Annotated in this window: 15 protein-coding genes and 2 pseudogenes; 14 read left to right on the top strand and 3 right to left on the bottom strand. The window is 35.7% G+C overall.

Features of this window, described 5'->3' with window-relative positions:
- Window positions 1-116 precede the first annotated feature (116 nt).
- Window positions 117-1,151 (bottom strand): LCP family protein, encoded by a 1,035-nt coding sequence (locus SPD89_RS06540; RefSeq protein WP_336261151.1) that lies wholly within the window; start codon window positions 1,149-1,151, stop codon window positions 117-119.
- A gap of 238 nt (window positions 1,152-1,389) precedes the next feature.
- Here SPD89_RS06540 and SPD89_RS06545 point away from each other — a divergent pair, with 238 nt between their 5' ends.
- Window positions 1,390-2,124 carry a WecB/TagA/CpsF family glycosyltransferase gene (locus SPD89_RS06545; RefSeq protein ID WP_336261152.1) on the top strand — a complete coding sequence of 245 codons (735 nt, stop codon included), beginning with the start codon at window positions 1,390-1,392 and terminating at the stop codon, window positions 2,122-2,124.
- Window positions 2,125-2,923: 799 nt separating this feature from the next.
- Here the strand turns inward: SPD89_RS06545 and SPD89_RS06550 are convergent.
- Window positions 2,924-3,229 carry a hypothetical protein gene (locus SPD89_RS06550; protein ID WP_336261153.1) on the bottom strand — a complete coding sequence of 102 codons (306 nt, stop codon included), beginning with the start codon at window positions 3,227-3,229 and terminating at the stop codon, window positions 2,924-2,926.
- A gap of 119 nt (window positions 3,230-3,348) precedes the next feature.
- On the opposite strand from SPD89_RS06550, the gene SPD89_RS06555 reads away from it, so the two are divergent.
- The 9 genes and pseudogenes from SPD89_RS06555 (at window position 3,349) to SPD89_RS06595 (ending at window position 8,878) form a co-directional block, all read left to right on the top strand.
- Window positions 3,349-3,573, top strand: a complete 225-nt coding sequence (locus SPD89_RS06555; protein WP_336261154.1) for a DUF1659 domain-containing protein — start codon at window positions 3,349-3,351, stop codon at window positions 3,571-3,573.
- A 38-nt stretch (window positions 3,574-3,611) separates the two neighbouring features.
- Window positions 3,612-3,836, top strand: coding sequence for a DUF2922 domain-containing protein (locus SPD89_RS06560; RefSeq protein ID WP_336261155.1), 225 nt, complete (start codon window positions 3,612-3,614; stop codon window positions 3,834-3,836).
- 113 nt (window positions 3,837-3,949) lie between these two features.
- Window positions 3,950-4,084: a YvrJ family protein gene (locus SPD89_RS06565; protein ID WP_336261156.1), complete on the top strand. Its 135-nt coding sequence runs from the start codon at window positions 3,950-3,952 to the stop codon at window positions 4,082-4,084.
- A gap of 474 nt (window positions 4,085-4,558) precedes the next feature.
- On the top strand, window positions 4,559-4,711 hold the full coding sequence (locus SPD89_RS06570; RefSeq protein ID WP_336261157.1) for a hypothetical protein: 153 nt from the start codon (window positions 4,559-4,561) through the stop codon (window positions 4,709-4,711).
- Between the two features lie 29 nt (window positions 4,712-4,740).
- A pseudogene (locus tag SPD89_RS06575) lies at window positions 4,741-5,235 on the top strand (UPF0236 family transposase-like protein).
- Window positions 5,236-5,426: 191 nt separating this feature from the next.
- Window positions 5,427-5,888 carry a rhodanese-like domain-containing protein gene (locus SPD89_RS06580; RefSeq protein ID WP_336261158.1) on the top strand — a complete coding sequence of 154 codons (462 nt, stop codon included), beginning with the start codon at window positions 5,427-5,429 and terminating at the stop codon, window positions 5,886-5,888.
- Window positions 5,889-6,124: 236 nt separating this feature from the next.
- Window positions 6,125-7,402 carry an MFS transporter gene (locus SPD89_RS06585; RefSeq protein ID WP_336261159.1) on the top strand — a complete coding sequence of 426 codons (1,278 nt, stop codon included), beginning with the start codon at window positions 6,125-6,127 and terminating at the stop codon, window positions 7,400-7,402.
- A 21-nt stretch (window positions 7,403-7,423) separates the two neighbouring features.
- Window positions 7,424-7,636: a rhodanese-like domain-containing protein gene (locus SPD89_RS06590; protein WP_336261169.1), complete on the top strand. Its 213-nt coding sequence runs from the start codon at window positions 7,424-7,426 to the stop codon at window positions 7,634-7,636.
- Between the two features lie 891 nt (window positions 7,637-8,527).
- Window positions 8,528-8,878 carry a DUF2200 domain-containing protein gene (locus SPD89_RS06595; RefSeq protein WP_336261160.1) on the top strand — a complete coding sequence of 117 codons (351 nt, stop codon included), beginning with the start codon at window positions 8,528-8,530 and terminating at the stop codon, window positions 8,876-8,878.
- Between the two features lie 285 nt (window positions 8,879-9,163).
- Here the strand turns inward: SPD89_RS06595 and SPD89_RS06600 are convergent, their stop codons facing one another.
- Window positions 9,164-9,319 carry a hypothetical protein gene (locus tag SPD89_RS06600; protein ID WP_336261161.1) on the bottom strand — a complete coding sequence of 52 codons (156 nt, stop codon included), beginning with the start codon at window positions 9,317-9,319 and terminating at the stop codon, window positions 9,164-9,166.
- Window positions 9,320-9,348: 29 nt separating this feature from the next.
- Between SPD89_RS06600 and SPD89_RS06605 the strand changes: the two genes are divergently transcribed.
- The 4 genes and pseudogenes from SPD89_RS06605 to SPD89_RS06620 all read left to right on the top strand — a co-directional run bounded on the left by SPD89_RS06605 (window position 9,349) and on the right by SPD89_RS06620 (window position 15,610).
- The gene (locus SPD89_RS06605) at window positions 9,349-10,080 is read left to right on the top strand and encodes a substrate-binding domain-containing protein (protein WP_336261170.1); all 732 of its coding nucleotides are present in this window, start codon (window positions 9,349-9,351) and stop codon (window positions 10,078-10,080) included.
- 336 nt (window positions 10,081-10,416) lie between these two features.
- Window positions 10,417-10,584: pseudogene (locus SPD89_RS06610) on the top strand (HAD hydrolase family protein); the annotation flags it as partial.
- Between the two features lie 140 nt (window positions 10,585-10,724).
- Entirely contained in the window at window positions 10,725-11,267 is a 543-nt protein-coding gene (locus tag SPD89_RS06615; protein ID WP_336261162.1) for a hypothetical protein, read from the top strand.
- Window positions 11,268-11,938: 671 nt separating this feature from the next.
- Complete coding sequence (locus tag SPD89_RS06620; protein WP_336261163.1) at window positions 11,939-15,610, top strand: ABC transporter ATP-binding protein; 3,672 nt, start codon at window positions 11,939-11,941, stop codon at window positions 15,608-15,610.
- Window positions 15,611-16,052: the final 442 nt, after the last annotated feature.

Genomic DNA, 16,052 nt, shown 5'->3' on the forward strand with positions numbered 1-16,052 from the left:
CAGTTGTTGTATTGATAGTTGATGAAGAGAAGAAGAAGTTCCGTAGAGATATTCGTATTTATTACACGATGAAAGAAAAACGCTTGGGTTCATAAAGACCCAAGCGTTTACATTCTTTAGTATGTTGTTTCTTCGTTTGTTTCATCTTCTTCCGCAAAATCATAACCGTAGTCTGTTACGGGTAGTTCTAAATGTTCTTCCAAAATATTAACTGTTTGCGCGAGCGAGCGCTCATCCAGCTGCCAATAGTAAGTTGAACCTGGTTTATAGTCCTCGCCATCGATATTTAATGTTTCAATATCCATATTCGTTCCGTTTGTTAAATATCCGAAGAAACTTTTCATTTCGGAAAATGTCATATTCGTTTTCAAATTTGCACCGATAGCGTCAATGACATCATCGTATTTTAAAATGGAACTGACGGATAATGTGCGATCAGCTAATGCTTTCATAATTTCTTGCTGACGTTTTCCTCGTTCTACATCGCTATCTTTTTTTCTAGTTCGGGCAAGTGCTAATGCCTCTTCTCCATTTAATTTCTGCACTCCTGGATATAAATGAATAGCGTCCGCATTGTCTTTTGAATCCTGTTCCTGAAGCTCATATGGGACATCTATAGTAATTCCATCGACTGCATCAACTACATCCATGAATGCTTCGAAATTAACTCTGATATAGTAGTCTATAGGAATATTAAGTAAATTTTCAACAGTCTCTATCGTTGCCCGTGGACCGCCATAAGCATGGGCATGGTTAATTTTCGTTTCATAGCCAACTTCAGGGACATATACGTAAGAATCTCTTGGGATACTAAGTAATTTGACGCTTTTTTCATCTTTATTTAATGTAGCTACCATTAGCGCATCTGTTCTTGCCTCATCATCAGAGCCACGCTTCTCACTTGAATCAATCCCCATCAATAAGATAGACACGCTATCGAATTTAGGGTCTACATATTCTTCCCGTAAATCTGATTTATCCCGATTTATATCATCATGTGATTCGGAAATTGCACTGTCGGCTTTAGAATGTAAATACATAGAATATGAAGCAATAGCTATAATAACAATTAAAAATGGGAATAATATTTTAAATCTTTTTTTGAGAACACGCTTCTTCTTTTTAACGATTCTCGAGTTATTTTCAATCATAATTAGATCTCCAATCTTCCTTTGGATAGTTAAATACTATATTTATATTATAAATAATCGCAATGTGTTTTATTACAAATAGAAAAAAAAGATGTACAATGATAAAATTTATAATAATGACGAATTATATCAGTCTCTACATATTCTACTATTTTTTTGTCATTTCGTAAATATAAATAGGTAAAAAGATTAAGATTTTAATAGTATTTTCTAAATATTTTGGAAGGGTTGCAATAATATGGTAAAAGAGAACGAAAAAGTCGAAATAATGGATATATCTTTTATTAATAATAATAAGTATAAATTTTTACATAAGCAAGTGAATGATCATTTCATTTCCAATGAAAAATGTTTTATTGTTACAGCAAATCCGGAAATTGTGATGGAGACTAGAAGAAATAAAACGTATAAAAAGATTGTTCAATCAGCGGATTTTGTCGTACCAGATGGGATTGGGATTATACTTGCAGCTAAACATAAAAAGGAGCCTCTGATAGAAAGGATAGCTGGATTCGATCTAATGAAGGATATGTTAGAGTTTGCAAATGAATCTGGAGCAAAGTGTTTTTTTCTAGGTGCTTCTGAGGAGGTAAATAAAGAAGCGGTGAGTAACATAAAACGACAATATCCGGGAATAAAAGTGACAGGTAGACATCACGGATTTTTTGATAAAACGGATTCAGCCGTCGTGCAATTAGTAAAAGACGGAGAACCTGATTTTATTTTTGTTGCATTAGGGTTTCCTAAACAAGAAGAGTGGATTTATGAAAACTTACCAGCATTTTCAAAAGGAATTTTTATGGGGGTAGGCGGAAGTTTAGATGTGTTTGCGGGAAAAGTTAAGCGGGCTCCTGATTTTTGGATAAAGTTAAATTTGGAGTGGTTTTACCGAATAATAAAACAGCCATTTCGTTGGAAGCGAATGTTACCGATTTTTAAGTTTATGTGGCTTATTTATACAAAAAGGGATTAGAGATAAGAGGTTAGAAAAATTTTATTGTACGATTTTCACTGCGAATAATATCTATAGGTAAACGATCAAATTTCATTTGGAACGGGAAGACATGTGGGTTCATTTACTTGTATCACCAATAACTCATCAAAAGGCAATAAATATTTCCCTTATCCTCCCATAGTTTTAAGGAAATTAACTTTTACGAAGGACGGAATGAAGCTTTTTGAACATCCTCTTTTAAGAAACTTAGTTCTTTAGCAATTGTTATGAAGCTAAGAAGCTGGGACATAAATAGCGTCTGAAAGGGCGAACAATATGATAAGGAAATATACGTAGATTCCTCGTAGGCTAAAACCGTTCACTAGCTATGCTTTCGTCCCACCGAAAAAATTATGTCTAACACCGACACTAGGATTCTGTCGGTTCCTAGAGAACAGTAAATGTTCCGATAGGCGATCATGCAGTCTCACGAGCCCAAAGATCTCTGGAGAGACTTGAAACAAGGGGATACAAAAGCTTTGAGTTGCGCCCATGAAAGTATATTTCTGAAATTGTGGATAGATTTAACATAGTTCGTCTTTTCATGGATAAAAATATTTTTGTCTCCTTGTTTTTTTGGCTCAGCTATTTCTAATTCCCGAAAAAGTTTCTCATTATCTAATTTCCAAGGTTCTATAGGAGAAAGTCTTGAACTACAGAAATTTTTCCTCATAACTTTCTCTTTTATTAGCTTTATTTATTCAATCTTACTTTATTTCAAATTCATGGAAGAGTGGGAGTTCATTAACGACGTTTATGTCAGTTAATTTAATAATTTTTATTTCATCATTAATTTTATTCCAATCCGTTTTTTTAATGGAAGTATTATAATGGAAGTATTTTTCATTATGTTTGCACCTTGCTGCTTAATTCCAGTAACTAACGCTTTCACAATATCTACTGGCTCTCCGCGATTAATAAAATCTTCAAGTTTACCAGCAGCTTTATAAATCATTAATTTGTGTGACAAATCCATTTTATCTGTCAAATCAGTTGTACTACCATAAAAGTGAACACAGAAATGCCCCGGGAAGTTATTGTTTAAGGATCCTGCACCGTGAGATTGTACAACCCTTTGATTCAAAAGGTACAAATCTTATGGATCATGGTACTCTCAATCAAGGATCGTCGATTATATTTTAAAATTTTCACACCTTTTCTTTCTGAATCACGATTGTAGTGGTGAAAGCGAGGTGATGAGGAATGGCAGTAAGCAGAATCATTCGTTCCCAATTGCGTCTTCCCTTAGACAATGGAGTTCATCCAACATCAGGCAATGTCATTATTAAAGTAAAAGCGTTTAACAATGTAAAGACGGACGCAACAGCAGATCAATTGTATGATGTAGCTCATGCATTAGCTGGATTACAGACATTGCCACTTTATGGAGTTGAGCGCTCAGACAGCTCAGAAATCTCCCAAAATTAAGGCAGACGTAGAACAAATAAATAGGGAGGAGGATAATAATGAAGAAATTAGAACTGATTTTTGAAAATGAAGAGGGGAAGTCAGTTACGTATACACTTGACAGCCCGGTTGACCCAGCTGACCCTGAAGCGGTAAATGCAGCTATGGATGAAGTGATTTCTCAAAATTGCTTCGGCTCAACTGGAGGAGATCTAGTTGCGAAAAAGGGAGCTAGAATTGTTGAGCGTAAGGTAACAGATATTGATATTGGAATGGAGGAGTAAGCAGACATTAGAAGAATGTATCTTCTAATGGGTAGTTTGGAAACTCAATATGGTTAAATAAAGCAGGCCAGGGTCACGATCACTCTGGTCTGTTTTTACGAGGAGGAAATGATATGGAAACATGGGTGACATTTATAACAGAACTCAGTTTTCCCATAGCGATTACGTTTTATTTATTACATCGTATTGAAGGAAAACTTGATGTTCTAAATGAATCTATCCGTTTGTTACCAGATAAGATGAAATAAAACATCTGCTAGCCTGACCCTGTTTTCGTGAGAATAAACATTCACGAATTCGGGGTCTTTTCGTCCTCAAATCCTTGTCAGTCTAGTTTTCTTTCAGTTTCCTTTTCAGCCTTCATAACTAAAAATCACAAAAAGGTTATTTTTGAAATCACTATTTGGCAGAACCGAAGCGATCACATTCATAAAAAACTCTGTCATCCTTAGTAATATTCTTGTCTTTATTTGATCTGACTACTTGTATGATCCAGCATAAAAAAGGCCAGAATTAATCATATTCTGAAGTTAGAGTAAAATGTTTATGGGAGAACATATTACCGCATTATTGGAATTTAAGTCGATAGACTTGAATTCCAATAATGCGGCAACCAAGCAAAGCGCGGTAGAAAGAAAAATGTGTTTTGCATGAAAAAAAAGGACCTTCTTTTGTATAGTTAAGTTTACTACAACTACTAATACAAGAAAGAGGCCCTTAAAATGAAAGATATCATAAATTCGCTCACAATGAAAGAATTAGAACAAATTACATACCGTGCATTACAAAAAAGCTTCTCCCAAGTAATGGCTCAAACACTGTTAGAACTTGATGAGGCAATAGCTTTGGGAAGAGATAAAAAAGGTTTTATTTAAAAGATAAAAGACCGTTAAAATTTGAATCTATCTTTGGATCCGTTGAATTAAAACGAAATTATTATCAGGATAGAGAAACTGGAGATTATGTTTATTTATTGGATCAATATTTAGCTTTTGATGACACAAAGGGAATGAGTCCTGTTGTACAAGACTTAGCGATTGAGTTAGCGGTCACAGGAGTGTCTTATCGTCAGGCAAGCGATGCGATGGAAAAACTGTTAGGGTATCCAGTCATCAGCCACGAAGGAATTCGTCAACAGCTTTAGAATACGGAGGTTGTTCCAGAAAAATCTGTTCCACTTGACCAAGAGGTTCTCTTTGTTGAAGTAGATGGACTTTATACAAAGAGCCAAGAGAAAGGCAAAAAAGGCAGAGAAATCAAGATTGCTAGTGTACATCAAGGTTGGGAAATGAATGGAAAACGCGCAAAGTTAAAGGAAAAAAGCTGGATAATGAATACTATGTTTCCATCACAGGATCAAGCCAAGGAGCTAATTGCGATGTCTCTCAATCCCAAGTGAGTCAAGGTCTTTGAGAAAGGGTAAAATTAATTTTCCACCAAAAAAGAACGGTATAATGCACTTTAGTGGGTAGAAAAGAAACAAAAGGTTGAAAATTTACCCCAAGACACAAAAAAACAGCTGAAACCTTGTCCTATATGGTTTAAAATAGTTAATAATCACAACATTTACGAACCATTTATAATGCTAGAATGGTAAAATTTCAGAAAAAAGGAAACTATGTAATTTATGAATTAGCAGATGTAGCGATTGCACACTTTTTAAAATCTTTGCGTGCCTTGGCGGAAAAACAGTTTATGCAGGTTCAACAAATAAAACAAGAATTTTTAAATGCCAATCTTGGGATGGATGGGATACCCCTGTCAGAACTTAATGAACGGATGGAAAAAGGCGAAGTTTTATTGTTAGATGTTCGACCAAAAGAAGAATATGATCATGCTCATATTCCTGGTGCTATTTCTATACCAATTGAAGAATTAAGAGAAAAACTTGCTCCGTTACCAACCGATCGTAATGTTGTTGCCTATTGTAGAGGACCATACTGTTTAATGGCAGCAGAAGCAGTAGATCTTTTAAAAAGTAAAGGAATAAATGCCTATCGTTTAGAAAATAGTGTCCAAGATTGGTATCAATTTAACGAGCAATTAAATTAACGAGCGTTTAATTTGAATTCAAGAATTGCTGGGAAACGACACATTATGTTTGTTAACATGAATTGACGTTTTTTGAGTAAAGGGAAAGTTACTTCTTGCACTCAATCATTCAATGGAGTCGTTGAATACATTATTTAAAAAGTTAATTGTTTAAGAGCGTGATATCATTTCTGTCGGAAAAAAATTCGTATATTGGAATGAACCTTTTTAATTGACTACAGGGGGCGAGGGTGTTTTTGTCTAGTGAACCGAATGTTTTGATAAAAGAGTATATAGATCATCCAGAAAAACAAAAAAAATTATATAAACGTACATTAATCATTGTTGTTATTTCTCAAATATTTGGAGGGGCGGGATTAGCAGCAGGAATAACTGTTGGCGCTTTGCTTGCAGAGAAAATGCTTGGAACAAATGCATTTGCAGGATTTCCAGCCGCTTTATTTACGTTAGGATCGGCAGGTGCTGCATTAGCAGTAGGAAGACTTTCAAATCGTTTTGGAAGACGTATGGGTCTTGCGACAGGATTTATAACAGGTGGTCTTGGAGCGATAGGGGTTGTAATTGCCGCAGTTACAAATAGTGTGCTTTTATTATTCTTTTTTCTACTCGTTTATGGTGCGGGAACGGCAACAAATTTACAAGCTCGCTATGCTGGTACAGATTTAGCAACGAATAAACAGCGGGGAACTGCTGTAAGTATCGCAATGTTTTCAACGACATTTGGTGCAGTTGCAGGGCCAAACTTAGTGGACGTGATGGGAAACTTTGCTCGTTCTGTAGGTGTTCCAGAATTAGCAGGTCCATTTATATTATCGACGGTAGCATATATAGTGGCAGGTCTTTTTTTATTTGTTTTTTTACGTCCTGATCCATTTATCATTGCGTTAAAAATCGATGCGAATAAGCAAAAAAATATGAAACATCAAGAGATACAAGGAAAGAATCTAAGTAATAAAAATGGAATAATCGCTGGTGCATTCATCATGGTACTCACTCAAATTGTGATGCTTGCCATTATGACAATGACACCAATTCACATGGGGGATCATGGCCACAGTTTACGTGCAATTGGACTTGTGATCGGATTCCATATAGGTGCAATGTACCTTCCTTCACCATTAACAGGAATTTTAGTTGATAAGCTAGGTAGATCTACCATGGCGATTGCTTCTGGTGTTACATTGCTCTCATCAGGTGTTGTAGCGGCAGTTGCACCGGGAGAATCTTTATTTCTGATGAATGTTGCATTGATCTTACTTGGCTTAGGATGGAATTTTGGTTTGATAAGTGGAACGACTCTTATTGTCGATTCAACAGAACCTTCAACACGTGCAAAAACACAGGGTACAGTGGATGTTTTTATAGCGTTAGGGGGCGCTTCTGGTGGTGCGATGTCAGGAATGGTTGTTGCTGGTGCTAGTTTTGAAACATTGTCACTTGTAGGAGGGATTTTATCCTTGTTTCTTATTCCAGTTGTAATTAGGTTTATCGGTATAGGTAGTAAAAATAAATAAATGGTGGAAGCTTTTTTGCAAATGACAGCCAAAGATTTAGAACAAAAGATAAATGCTGAGGAAGATGTATACATTATTGATGTTCGTGAAAAAGATGAAGTCCTAAAGGGTAAAATTCCCGAAGCGAAACATATTCCACTAGGGGAAATCACAAAGCGTTTAAGTGGATTTGATAAAAGCAAACATAATTATGTGATATGCACGAAAGGTGCTAGAGGTGTGGATGCCTTGTGAAATATTAATTAAAAAGGGCTACCAAGCAACGAATGTGATGGATGGGATCTAGGGTGGCAGGGTGAGCTTGAATAGCAGCTAAGGGAAGTCGAGAGTTCATGAAAAAAAGACTATTATTAAAACAGAATATTCCATAAACTGATACATTTCTATTTATGGATTTGTTACAGTTTAAAGTAAATAAACTTTGGTGGTGTATAAGTTGACCAAAATAACTCTTCATGTTCCTAGGTTGTTTTTAGGATTTATCTTCTTTATTGCGGGGTGAAATGGCTTTTTTGTTATCTTTAATCTTAAACCATTTATTGAGACTAGTCTGGCTGCGATGTCGATTTTTGAATTTCAGTATTTGTTAATTTTCGAAAAATCTTTAGAGGTTTTTTGTGCTGTTTTATTAATCACTAATCGTTTTATTCCGTCAGCTCTTGAAGTATTATCACCGATCGTAGCCAACATCTTACTGCTACATTTATTCATCGATCATTCATTACTTCTTCTGGCTATAATTATTGTTGGTTCGCATATTTATTTACTGTATTGTTTTAGAAAAAACTTTATAGGAATATTAGAAAAAAACCTTCTTCATAGTTACTGAAAAGTATGTGGCAACTGCACAATATAATTTTTCCATCATCTTTGTTTGATTGTTCAAGAAAGGCATTTATAAAATTAATGAGATGAAGTGTTGGACACATAATAGCAAAGTTTTTTCCTTGAGACTTCCTAAGTTAAAAATTTTAAAAAATAAGTTACAATAGGTCTGACTAATCTCATGCTCTTTTATTTATATGAGATTAAAGAAAAATTATTTTGATAAAGGAAAGAGCGTTTTAGTAGAATAACGATATTCGTTTATTAGTTATTTAATGGACAATTATAGGAGGATGTATCGTGACCAAACATCGAATTTATACAATGAGTTTCGCAAGTGTCTATCCACATTATATTGCAAAAGCAGAAAGAAAAGGACGTACAAAATCGGAAGTCGATGAAATAATTCGTTGGTTGACAGGATATAGCCAGGAAGAGTTAGAAGTACAATTGGAAAAAAAGACAGACTTTGAGACCTTCTTTGCAGAGGCTCCTAAACTGAATCCTTCAAGAGCTTTGATTAAAGGTGTTGTCTGTGGAGTTCGGGTGGAAGATATCGAAGAACCAACGATGCAGGAAATTCGCTATTTAGACAAGCTAATCGATGAGTTAGCAAGGGGAAAAGTGATGGACAAAATTTTACGAAAGTAAGAATGAATGCTTTTCATTCATCTTAATCCCTGTCATCATAAAAAAATGCCAAAAATCCGTATGACAGACAGACGTCATGCGGCATCCAATCAATGTAACAAAATGAGGATTCCAAATATCAATGGGGCAATAAAGGATTTTTTTATAAATCATTATCGTACAGCATAATTCCTGCTATATTGGAGTTGTATTCAACCTAATCAATTCTTAAAAGACTTTTCCGACAACTAACACCATTGTTTGTTACCTTACCTTACCTTACCTCATATTGTTTCCCCTCTTTTTCTAGAGGTATTTTTGTAGTGTCTCTCGAAGTTGCTCCGCCACAGAAACTGCTTTCAGATCTTGAGTTATTTCATCTGATTTGTTTGCATCCCCAATAATATAATCTTCAAATTTGATTCCAATAAAATCAAAAAGACTTAAAATTGGTAATTGCATCTACTCATCCATTTCATTCAGCATTTTCCGTGGAAGATCTAAAGAATGAGACGCTTTTGCTAACAGAGAATGGCTGTTCTTATCGGAATATGTTCAAAGAGGCTTTAAATTCTTTTGGGATATACCCATTGGATCAAATTAAATTTGCAAGTGTAGAAGCGATAAAACAATGTGTCATTGCAGGATTGGGTGTTGCTTTATTACCAGAGATGGTAGTCAAAAAAGAACTGGAAGAAGGAAAAATGAAAACATTAATGTGGAATGCTACTTTATCTCGCCTTTATACTCAAATTGCTTGGCATAAGGATAAACAGATGACATCACCGTTAGAAGCTTTTATAGAATTAACCCGTGAAACATTTAAACCAATCTATGGAATACTACTAATCATACCGTACTTTATGTTTGGTGATGCTCTTAAATCAACGATTGGACTTGGCGGTACACGTACAAATTATTATGCGAGTCTTATTATTAGCTCCTTTCTATTTATCGTATCGCTAATGATTGTTAACAATGTGTTTTTCCAGTTATCTGAGTTTATAACAGAGAATACGAAAAGTACAACGCATGTTTTCCACATTGCCAGTTTGTTTGGAGCATCAAACGCAATATCATATTTCTGGGTGGATGTACTTTTTGGTATCTTTCTCGTTGGAACAGGTACCATTCTTTCAGCTGCTTTATACCGATTTGGTTATCTATGGATGCTAGGTATCGTTGTAGGCTTAGGAGTAGTTGATTTCTGTGGTTTACATTAGGAGATATGAGCGGATTATTCAAATGGACATTAGAAAATATGTATTTGTTCCTTCATTTGTTAGGCGGGTAGGGATTGTATGTATAAGTACACACATATCCGCTCATTAAGTGGGTCACTTTAAAGCTATAATTCACGGTGAATGTTATTTAGTATAAATAGGAACTCGGCATTTTAGCTTCGAAGTTTGTTTGAGAAATCTTAATATCCAAAGCGTGATTTTTAATCCCAAGCATCTTTTTCCATTAATGGATAATTAAATAAGATCGTGTCTTCCATCATCGGGGACAGATTGTGAAAATGACTAGTAAATTAAAATAGACAAGGGGGACTGAATATGCAATTTGTGTTTGATTTGGATGGAACGATATGTTTTAAAGGGAAGCCGGTATCAGACAAAATCCTCGATTCGCTGGCGGAGCTCACAAAAAATGACCATCAGGTAATCTTTGCATCTGCCAAGCCGATTAGAGACATGCTTCCAGTCATACGTGAGGATTTTCACCACTAAAACAAGATGATTGTACGATTCTGTTGATTTCATGGAAGTGCGAATAAATATTATTTGTTATCCCATTATTATGTGTTAGAAAATTAAGTCAGTAAATAGAAATCATATTTTAATAGGATAGGAGGCAGGGGAATATGGAATTCGAATATATTAGAGATTATGCGATGTATGCGGCTGTTTTGGGTTTCTTTAGTTTAGCTTGGTTTGGATGGGCACAAGAGAATCCAAGAAAAACATGGCGAAAATATCTTGGAATCGGATCAGGAATGGCGATACTTGTGTGTATAGTAGGTGTGTATTTGAGCATCACGCATTGGGATGCTCCGTCAACTCTATCTTTGGAGGGGAAGGCTACTTTTATAAGATATATAATTGTATTCTATGCCGAATTCATTATCGGTGGCATCGGTGCATTCGTGTTAATGAGATTGAAACACAAAGATTGGATTGCACCTTGGATTGCTTTTGTAGTCGGCACACATTTCTTTTGGCTAGTCGATATTTTTAAGGATTCTAGCTTGTATATTTTAGCAATCGTCATGATTGGTGTGGCTTTCATTTCTCCTATAGTCGCTAAAAAATATAATGTTGCGAGTAGTGCAATTACTGGGATTGGATCTGGCACAATTTTATTCTGCTTTGCAGTGCTCGGTTTAGTGCGCTACTTATTAAGCTAATGTTTATATCATGATACTCTTTCTTATTTGCTTACTGCCTTATTATCATTGAGCAAAAATCATAAACGATATAATGTGGTGTGTACCAAGATGAAACTTTTGGACTCCAGAAATTTTCAATCGGTATGTCAAGGGATGGCGATCGATAAATGCTATTCGAGTAAAAGATAAAAATAAAAGACGAACGATTATTATAATATGTTGACCAAATCATTAAGAACTAACCACATAGCTACGATAGTTTTCAAAATCTATGTATTTTTCAAAGCTCTCAAACCATGTGTTTGAGGGCTTATTTATTTTTCTCCTTACCAAATACCCCTTTTTTCAAAGATGAAATATGCTTTGTAACAAGAATTATTACCCATCAATTAATTTTAGTTGATAATCTCCGCTCTTTTTAAAAATACATCATAAATATGCCCTGGAGACTATTAGATTACCTCATTCAAAATGTGATAAACTTTTATATTTTTTATTTTAACGAATAAAATCAGTGTTTATTAAGCCGTTTTACAGTCGTGTACATCTTTCGGTAGAGACTTTTGCATCTCCTTTTGCAATCGTTTTCCAATTATTTTCCGAATACTGTTTTACATATTGAAATATACTTTTATATAGTTTACAATGAAATTGATAATCATTCTCAATTATAGGAGGTTGAAAAGTAAATGTCTAAGAAGAACAAAGTTCCAAAACAAAAATCTCCAATGAGCAAGCTTATGCCATATTTAAAGCGAAAGAAAGCATCGTTGTATGGTTCCATCATTGCTTCGTCCTTATCTTCCGTGTTCGGGTTTGTTCCATATTTAGTCGTTTATATATTAAGTATTCAGATTTTACATATAAGCAATTCATTTAGCCCAACGAATTTAACGATATTAGTCGCCATTTCTTTAGGTGCCATTCTATTAAAAGGACTTTTCTTCATGATGGCTGTCAATTTATCGCATAAAGCGGCTTATGATGTGCTTTATGACATTCGGATTGACTTAGCAGATAAACTAACGAAACTGCCGTTAGGTTACTTCGACAAAAACGATGTAGGTTCGATTAAACATACAATGAATGAAGATGTGGAACAATTAGAAGAAGGGATTGCCCATTTAATCCCCGATTTGACAACAGGCATTGTCGTTCCAGTTGTCACATTTATTGTCATGTTTGTATTGGATTGGAAAATGGCACTCGCTGCATTTATGATGATCCCGATTTTAGGAATTGCCTTTGCATTTGCCAACAAAAAACTAGGGAGAATGGGACCTAAATATGGTGAAATAAATCAGCTGTTAAGTTCAACTTTGCTTCAATATGTATACGGCATGAAAGTGATTCGGGCATTTTCCCGTACAGAACGTGCTTATGAAGATTATAGTAAAGTGGTGAATCAAGTTGGTAATATGGGAGAAGAAGTAGAAAAGCAAACGATCTTTGTGAAGACTCTAGCCGCTGGCTTAGCGCAAATGCCACTTCTAATCGTTGTCCCTGTGGGCGTTTGGTTTTATTCAATTGGTGAAATTACACTGTCATTATTTATTATCTTTGTCATGTTAACGATAGGAATTGGTAATACACTTTTGAAGGCTTTTCGTTCCAGTGGATCCGTATCATTTCGGATCGCAAGTGTAACGAATAAAATTATGAATCTATTAGAACAAGCCGAATTACCACGACCGAAACAACCTAAAAAGCCAGAAGGATCTAGCCTAGAATTTCAAAATGTATCTTTCTCTTACGATGCTGAAAGTGAAGTATTAAACAATGTTTCGTTCACAGTACCACAAGGGACATTAACAGCACTTGTCGGTTCATCAGGTGCTGGAAAAACAACAATTGCACGGATGGTTCCACGTTTTTGGGATGTCACGGAAGGCTCTGTTACGATTGGTGGGGTTGACGTTCGTTCTCTCTCAAATGAAGATATGTTACAAAAGGTCTCATACGTTTCCCAGGATATTTACTTATTTGATGGAACGATTATGGATAATATTCGGATGGGGAGACTTGATGCAACGGATGAGGAAGTGATGGAAGCTGCTAAACAAGCACAATGTCATGATTTTATCGTAAACTTACCAGACGGCTATCAAACGGTTGTTGGGGAAGGCGGTGGGCGGTTAAGTGGAGGACAGCGCCAACGGATTAGTATTATTCGTGCGTTTTTAAAACAAGCACCAATCCTTATTCTTGATGAAGCGACTGCTTTAATTGACCCTGAAAATGAAGCGTTAATTCAGGATGCAATTAATGAATTAGTTGCCCCTGTGGACGGACAGCCTAAAACGATTTTAATGATCGCTCATCGTCTCCACACAGTCATCCATGCTGATCAAATTCTCGTTATTGAGGATGGGACAGTAGTGGGAAGCGGTACTCATCAACAATTGCTGGCAGAAAATGAGCATTATCGTAACCAATGGGAAGCATATACAGTTGAAAATAATCCACCAATATTTTCTGACTCTGTTGAAGATCATTCTGTACAACAAGTAGAATCTCATCAGCAAGAAGTACAGAAATCGAAAGTTTTAGTAAACGAAAGTGAAGAAGAAGTGGATTTATTCCGTAAAATAACTGAACAGTCCATTATTAAAAATGCCTTTGTTTTTGCGGGGGCAGATAATGAAAAACGACTCAAAAAGTCATTTTGGCTAAGCGCTTTGGAAGGTCCATTTGTCAGTGTGCCATTCATTCTTGTTGCATTCATTATTTTTGCACTGTATAGCGAAACAAGCGCGAGCAATTGGCTCTTAGTCGGAGCCATCACGGTAGCATTTGTTTTTCAATGGATAACATATTATTTGTCAAATCGTGAAACATTCCCGTTCTATCAACAAATAATTGCAAATATCCGTTTATACTTAGGGAAACGTTTAAAAAATTTGCCTTATGGATTTTTTATTAATGAAGATGCGTCAACAATTGAAATGCGTATTAAGCAAGATGCGATGCTTGCCGGTTATTTACCCGCGGTTGGGATTGGACTAATCAAAGGATTAATTGTTCCAGTTATCATACTTGCTGTATTGTTTTGGATTGATTGGCCACTCGCTTTAATTGCCATAGCGGGAGTGCCATTTTGCTTCCTCATAACGAATTTCGCCGAACGTAAATTACAAACGACGTTAAACAGGTTGCAAATTGCACGAAAACATGCGAATAAAAGAATTGTAGATTTCATAAAAGGAATTTCTGTTATAAGAGCATTCGGATTAAAGGATAGTTCGTTAATTGGTTACAAGGATGCCATTGATGAGTATCGAGATAGTAGTATCGACATTCAATATAAATATTCACCATTTGCCGCATTAAATATTATTATGTTTGAATTAGGTTTCATTGCGGTAGTAATCGTTGGAGGATTTCGTTTTATGGATGGATCCATTAACGGGATTGAGTGGATCTGCTTCCTCGTCTTAACGGTTGCCCTTTATGAACCGCTTCCATTTATGGATTATATGGCACATAGACGAATGGCCAAAACGGTTACGATGAGTTTAAACGAAATCATTTTAGAGGATGATCTAAAGCAGCCTTCAGTAAATCAACAAGTCATTCCTACTGGTTCTGAAATCAATTTCCACGCTGTCCAATTCGGCTATCAAGATGAACCTGTTCTAAAAGATTTTAATTTACGGATTCCTGAAAAAGGAATTACTGCATTTGTCGGTCCTTCTGGAGGAGGAAAAACAACAGCACTTAATTTAATTTCCCGATTCTGGGATGTCGATGCTGGAAGTGTCACAATTGGTGGTGTCGATGTTCGAGAAATGCGGCATGATACATTAATGAAACAAATTACTCCTGTTTTTCAAGATGTCTATTTAATGGCCGATACGATTTTAAATAATTTGAAGTATGGTAGACCAGAAGCAACGATGGAGGAAGTAATTGAAGCAGCTAAATTAGCGCGCTGTCACGACTTCATCATGGAGCTATCAGAAGGCTATAACACTTTCGTTAGTGAAGGTGGAGGTACTCTATCAGGTGGTCAAAAACAACGCATGAGTATAGCAAGAGCCATTTTAAAAAATGCACCAATTATTTTATTGGATGAAGCGACTGCCAGCATTGACCCTGAAAATGAAAAATATATTCGGGAAGCGCTGCAAGTATTATCCAAAAATAAAACAGTGGTGATTGTAGCCCATCGAATCCATACGATACAACAAGCTGATCAAATTGCCGTTGTAGAGGATGGTCAAGTAGTCCAAGTGGGTAAACATGATGAACTTGTTCGCGAGGAAGGATTGTATCGACAGTTCTGGAATGAACGTACCCGTGCAGAACAGTGGGAAATTAGTAAACTACCTTTGACTTCTGAACATAAGGGAATGGATTAATTTGTAAAGCATTGAGTAAATTATTCTTGAAATAAAGAAACATATATGCTCAAAATCGTATCTACTATAAAAAAGGTAATGGGTTGTTGATTTTAATTCGCTTATCGGCTCTCTTATGACTTGAATCATAAATTTGTCGCTCAGGTAAAGTGAAAAGTTGGGAAATAGACGATCAGGTTTATTTCCTGTTTTTCTGGAATGTCTCACAGAGATGAACTTTTGTAAACAAGCATCTCTGCCATACGATTGAAATTAGGCTTTAAAAGTATAACGCCACTTGTTTGTTGCTAATAGAATCATTGATAAAAGTGCTGTTTTTGCAACCCGCCGACAAGAATCTTTCCAGGCTCGAGCTGATAATGCTCACTTCCATTGAATATGAATTCAGCTTCCCCGTTTAAACAACAGATAATGGCACATTTTGTCGTTGGTTAGTCAAAAT

The sequence above is a fragment of the Pseudogracilibacillus sp. SO30301A genome (assembly GCF_037072025.1).
GTDB lineage: Bacteria > Bacillota > Bacilli > Bacillales > Amphibacillaceae > Pseudogracilibacillus.

Excerpts from the sequence above, each read along its gene's own strand:
- SPD89_RS06540 (WP_336261151.1), bottom strand. The coding sequence starts at position 1,151 with ATGATTGAAAATAACTCGAGAATCGTTAAAAAGAAGAAGCGTGTTCTC.
- SPD89_RS06545 (WP_336261152.1), top strand. The coding sequence starts at position 1,390 with ATGGTAAAAGAGAACGAAAAAGTCGAAATAATGGATATATCTTTTATT.
- SPD89_RS06555 (WP_336261154.1), top strand. The coding sequence starts at position 3,349 with ATGGCAGTAAGCAGAATCATTCGTTCCCAATTGCGTCTTCCCTTAGAC.
- SPD89_RS06560 (WP_336261155.1), top strand. The coding sequence starts at position 3,612 with ATGAAGAAATTAGAACTGATTTTTGAAAATGAAGAGGGGAAGTCAGTT.
- SPD89_RS06565 (WP_336261156.1), top strand. The coding sequence starts at position 3,950 with ATGGAAACATGGGTGACATTTATAACAGAACTCAGTTTTCCCATAGCG.
- SPD89_RS06570 (WP_336261157.1), top strand. The coding sequence starts at position 4,559 with ATGAAAGATATCATAAATTCGCTCACAATGAAAGAATTAGAACAAATT.
- SPD89_RS06580 (WP_336261158.1), top strand. The coding sequence starts at position 5,427 with ATGGTAAAATTTCAGAAAAAAGGAAACTATGTAATTTATGAATTAGCA.
- SPD89_RS06590 (WP_336261169.1), top strand. The coding sequence starts at position 7,424 with ATGACAGCCAAAGATTTAGAACAAAAGATAAATGCTGAGGAAGATGTA.
- SPD89_RS06600 (WP_336261161.1), bottom strand. The coding sequence starts at position 9,319 with ATGCAATTACCAATTTTAAGTCTTTTTGATTTTATTGGAATCAAATTT.
- SPD89_RS06615 (WP_336261162.1), top strand. The coding sequence starts at position 10,725 with ATGGAATTCGAATATATTAGAGATTATGCGATGTATGCGGCTGTTTTG.
- SPD89_RS06620 (WP_336261163.1), top strand. The coding sequence starts at position 11,939 with ATGTCTAAGAAGAACAAAGTTCCAAAACAAAAATCTCCAATGAGCAAG.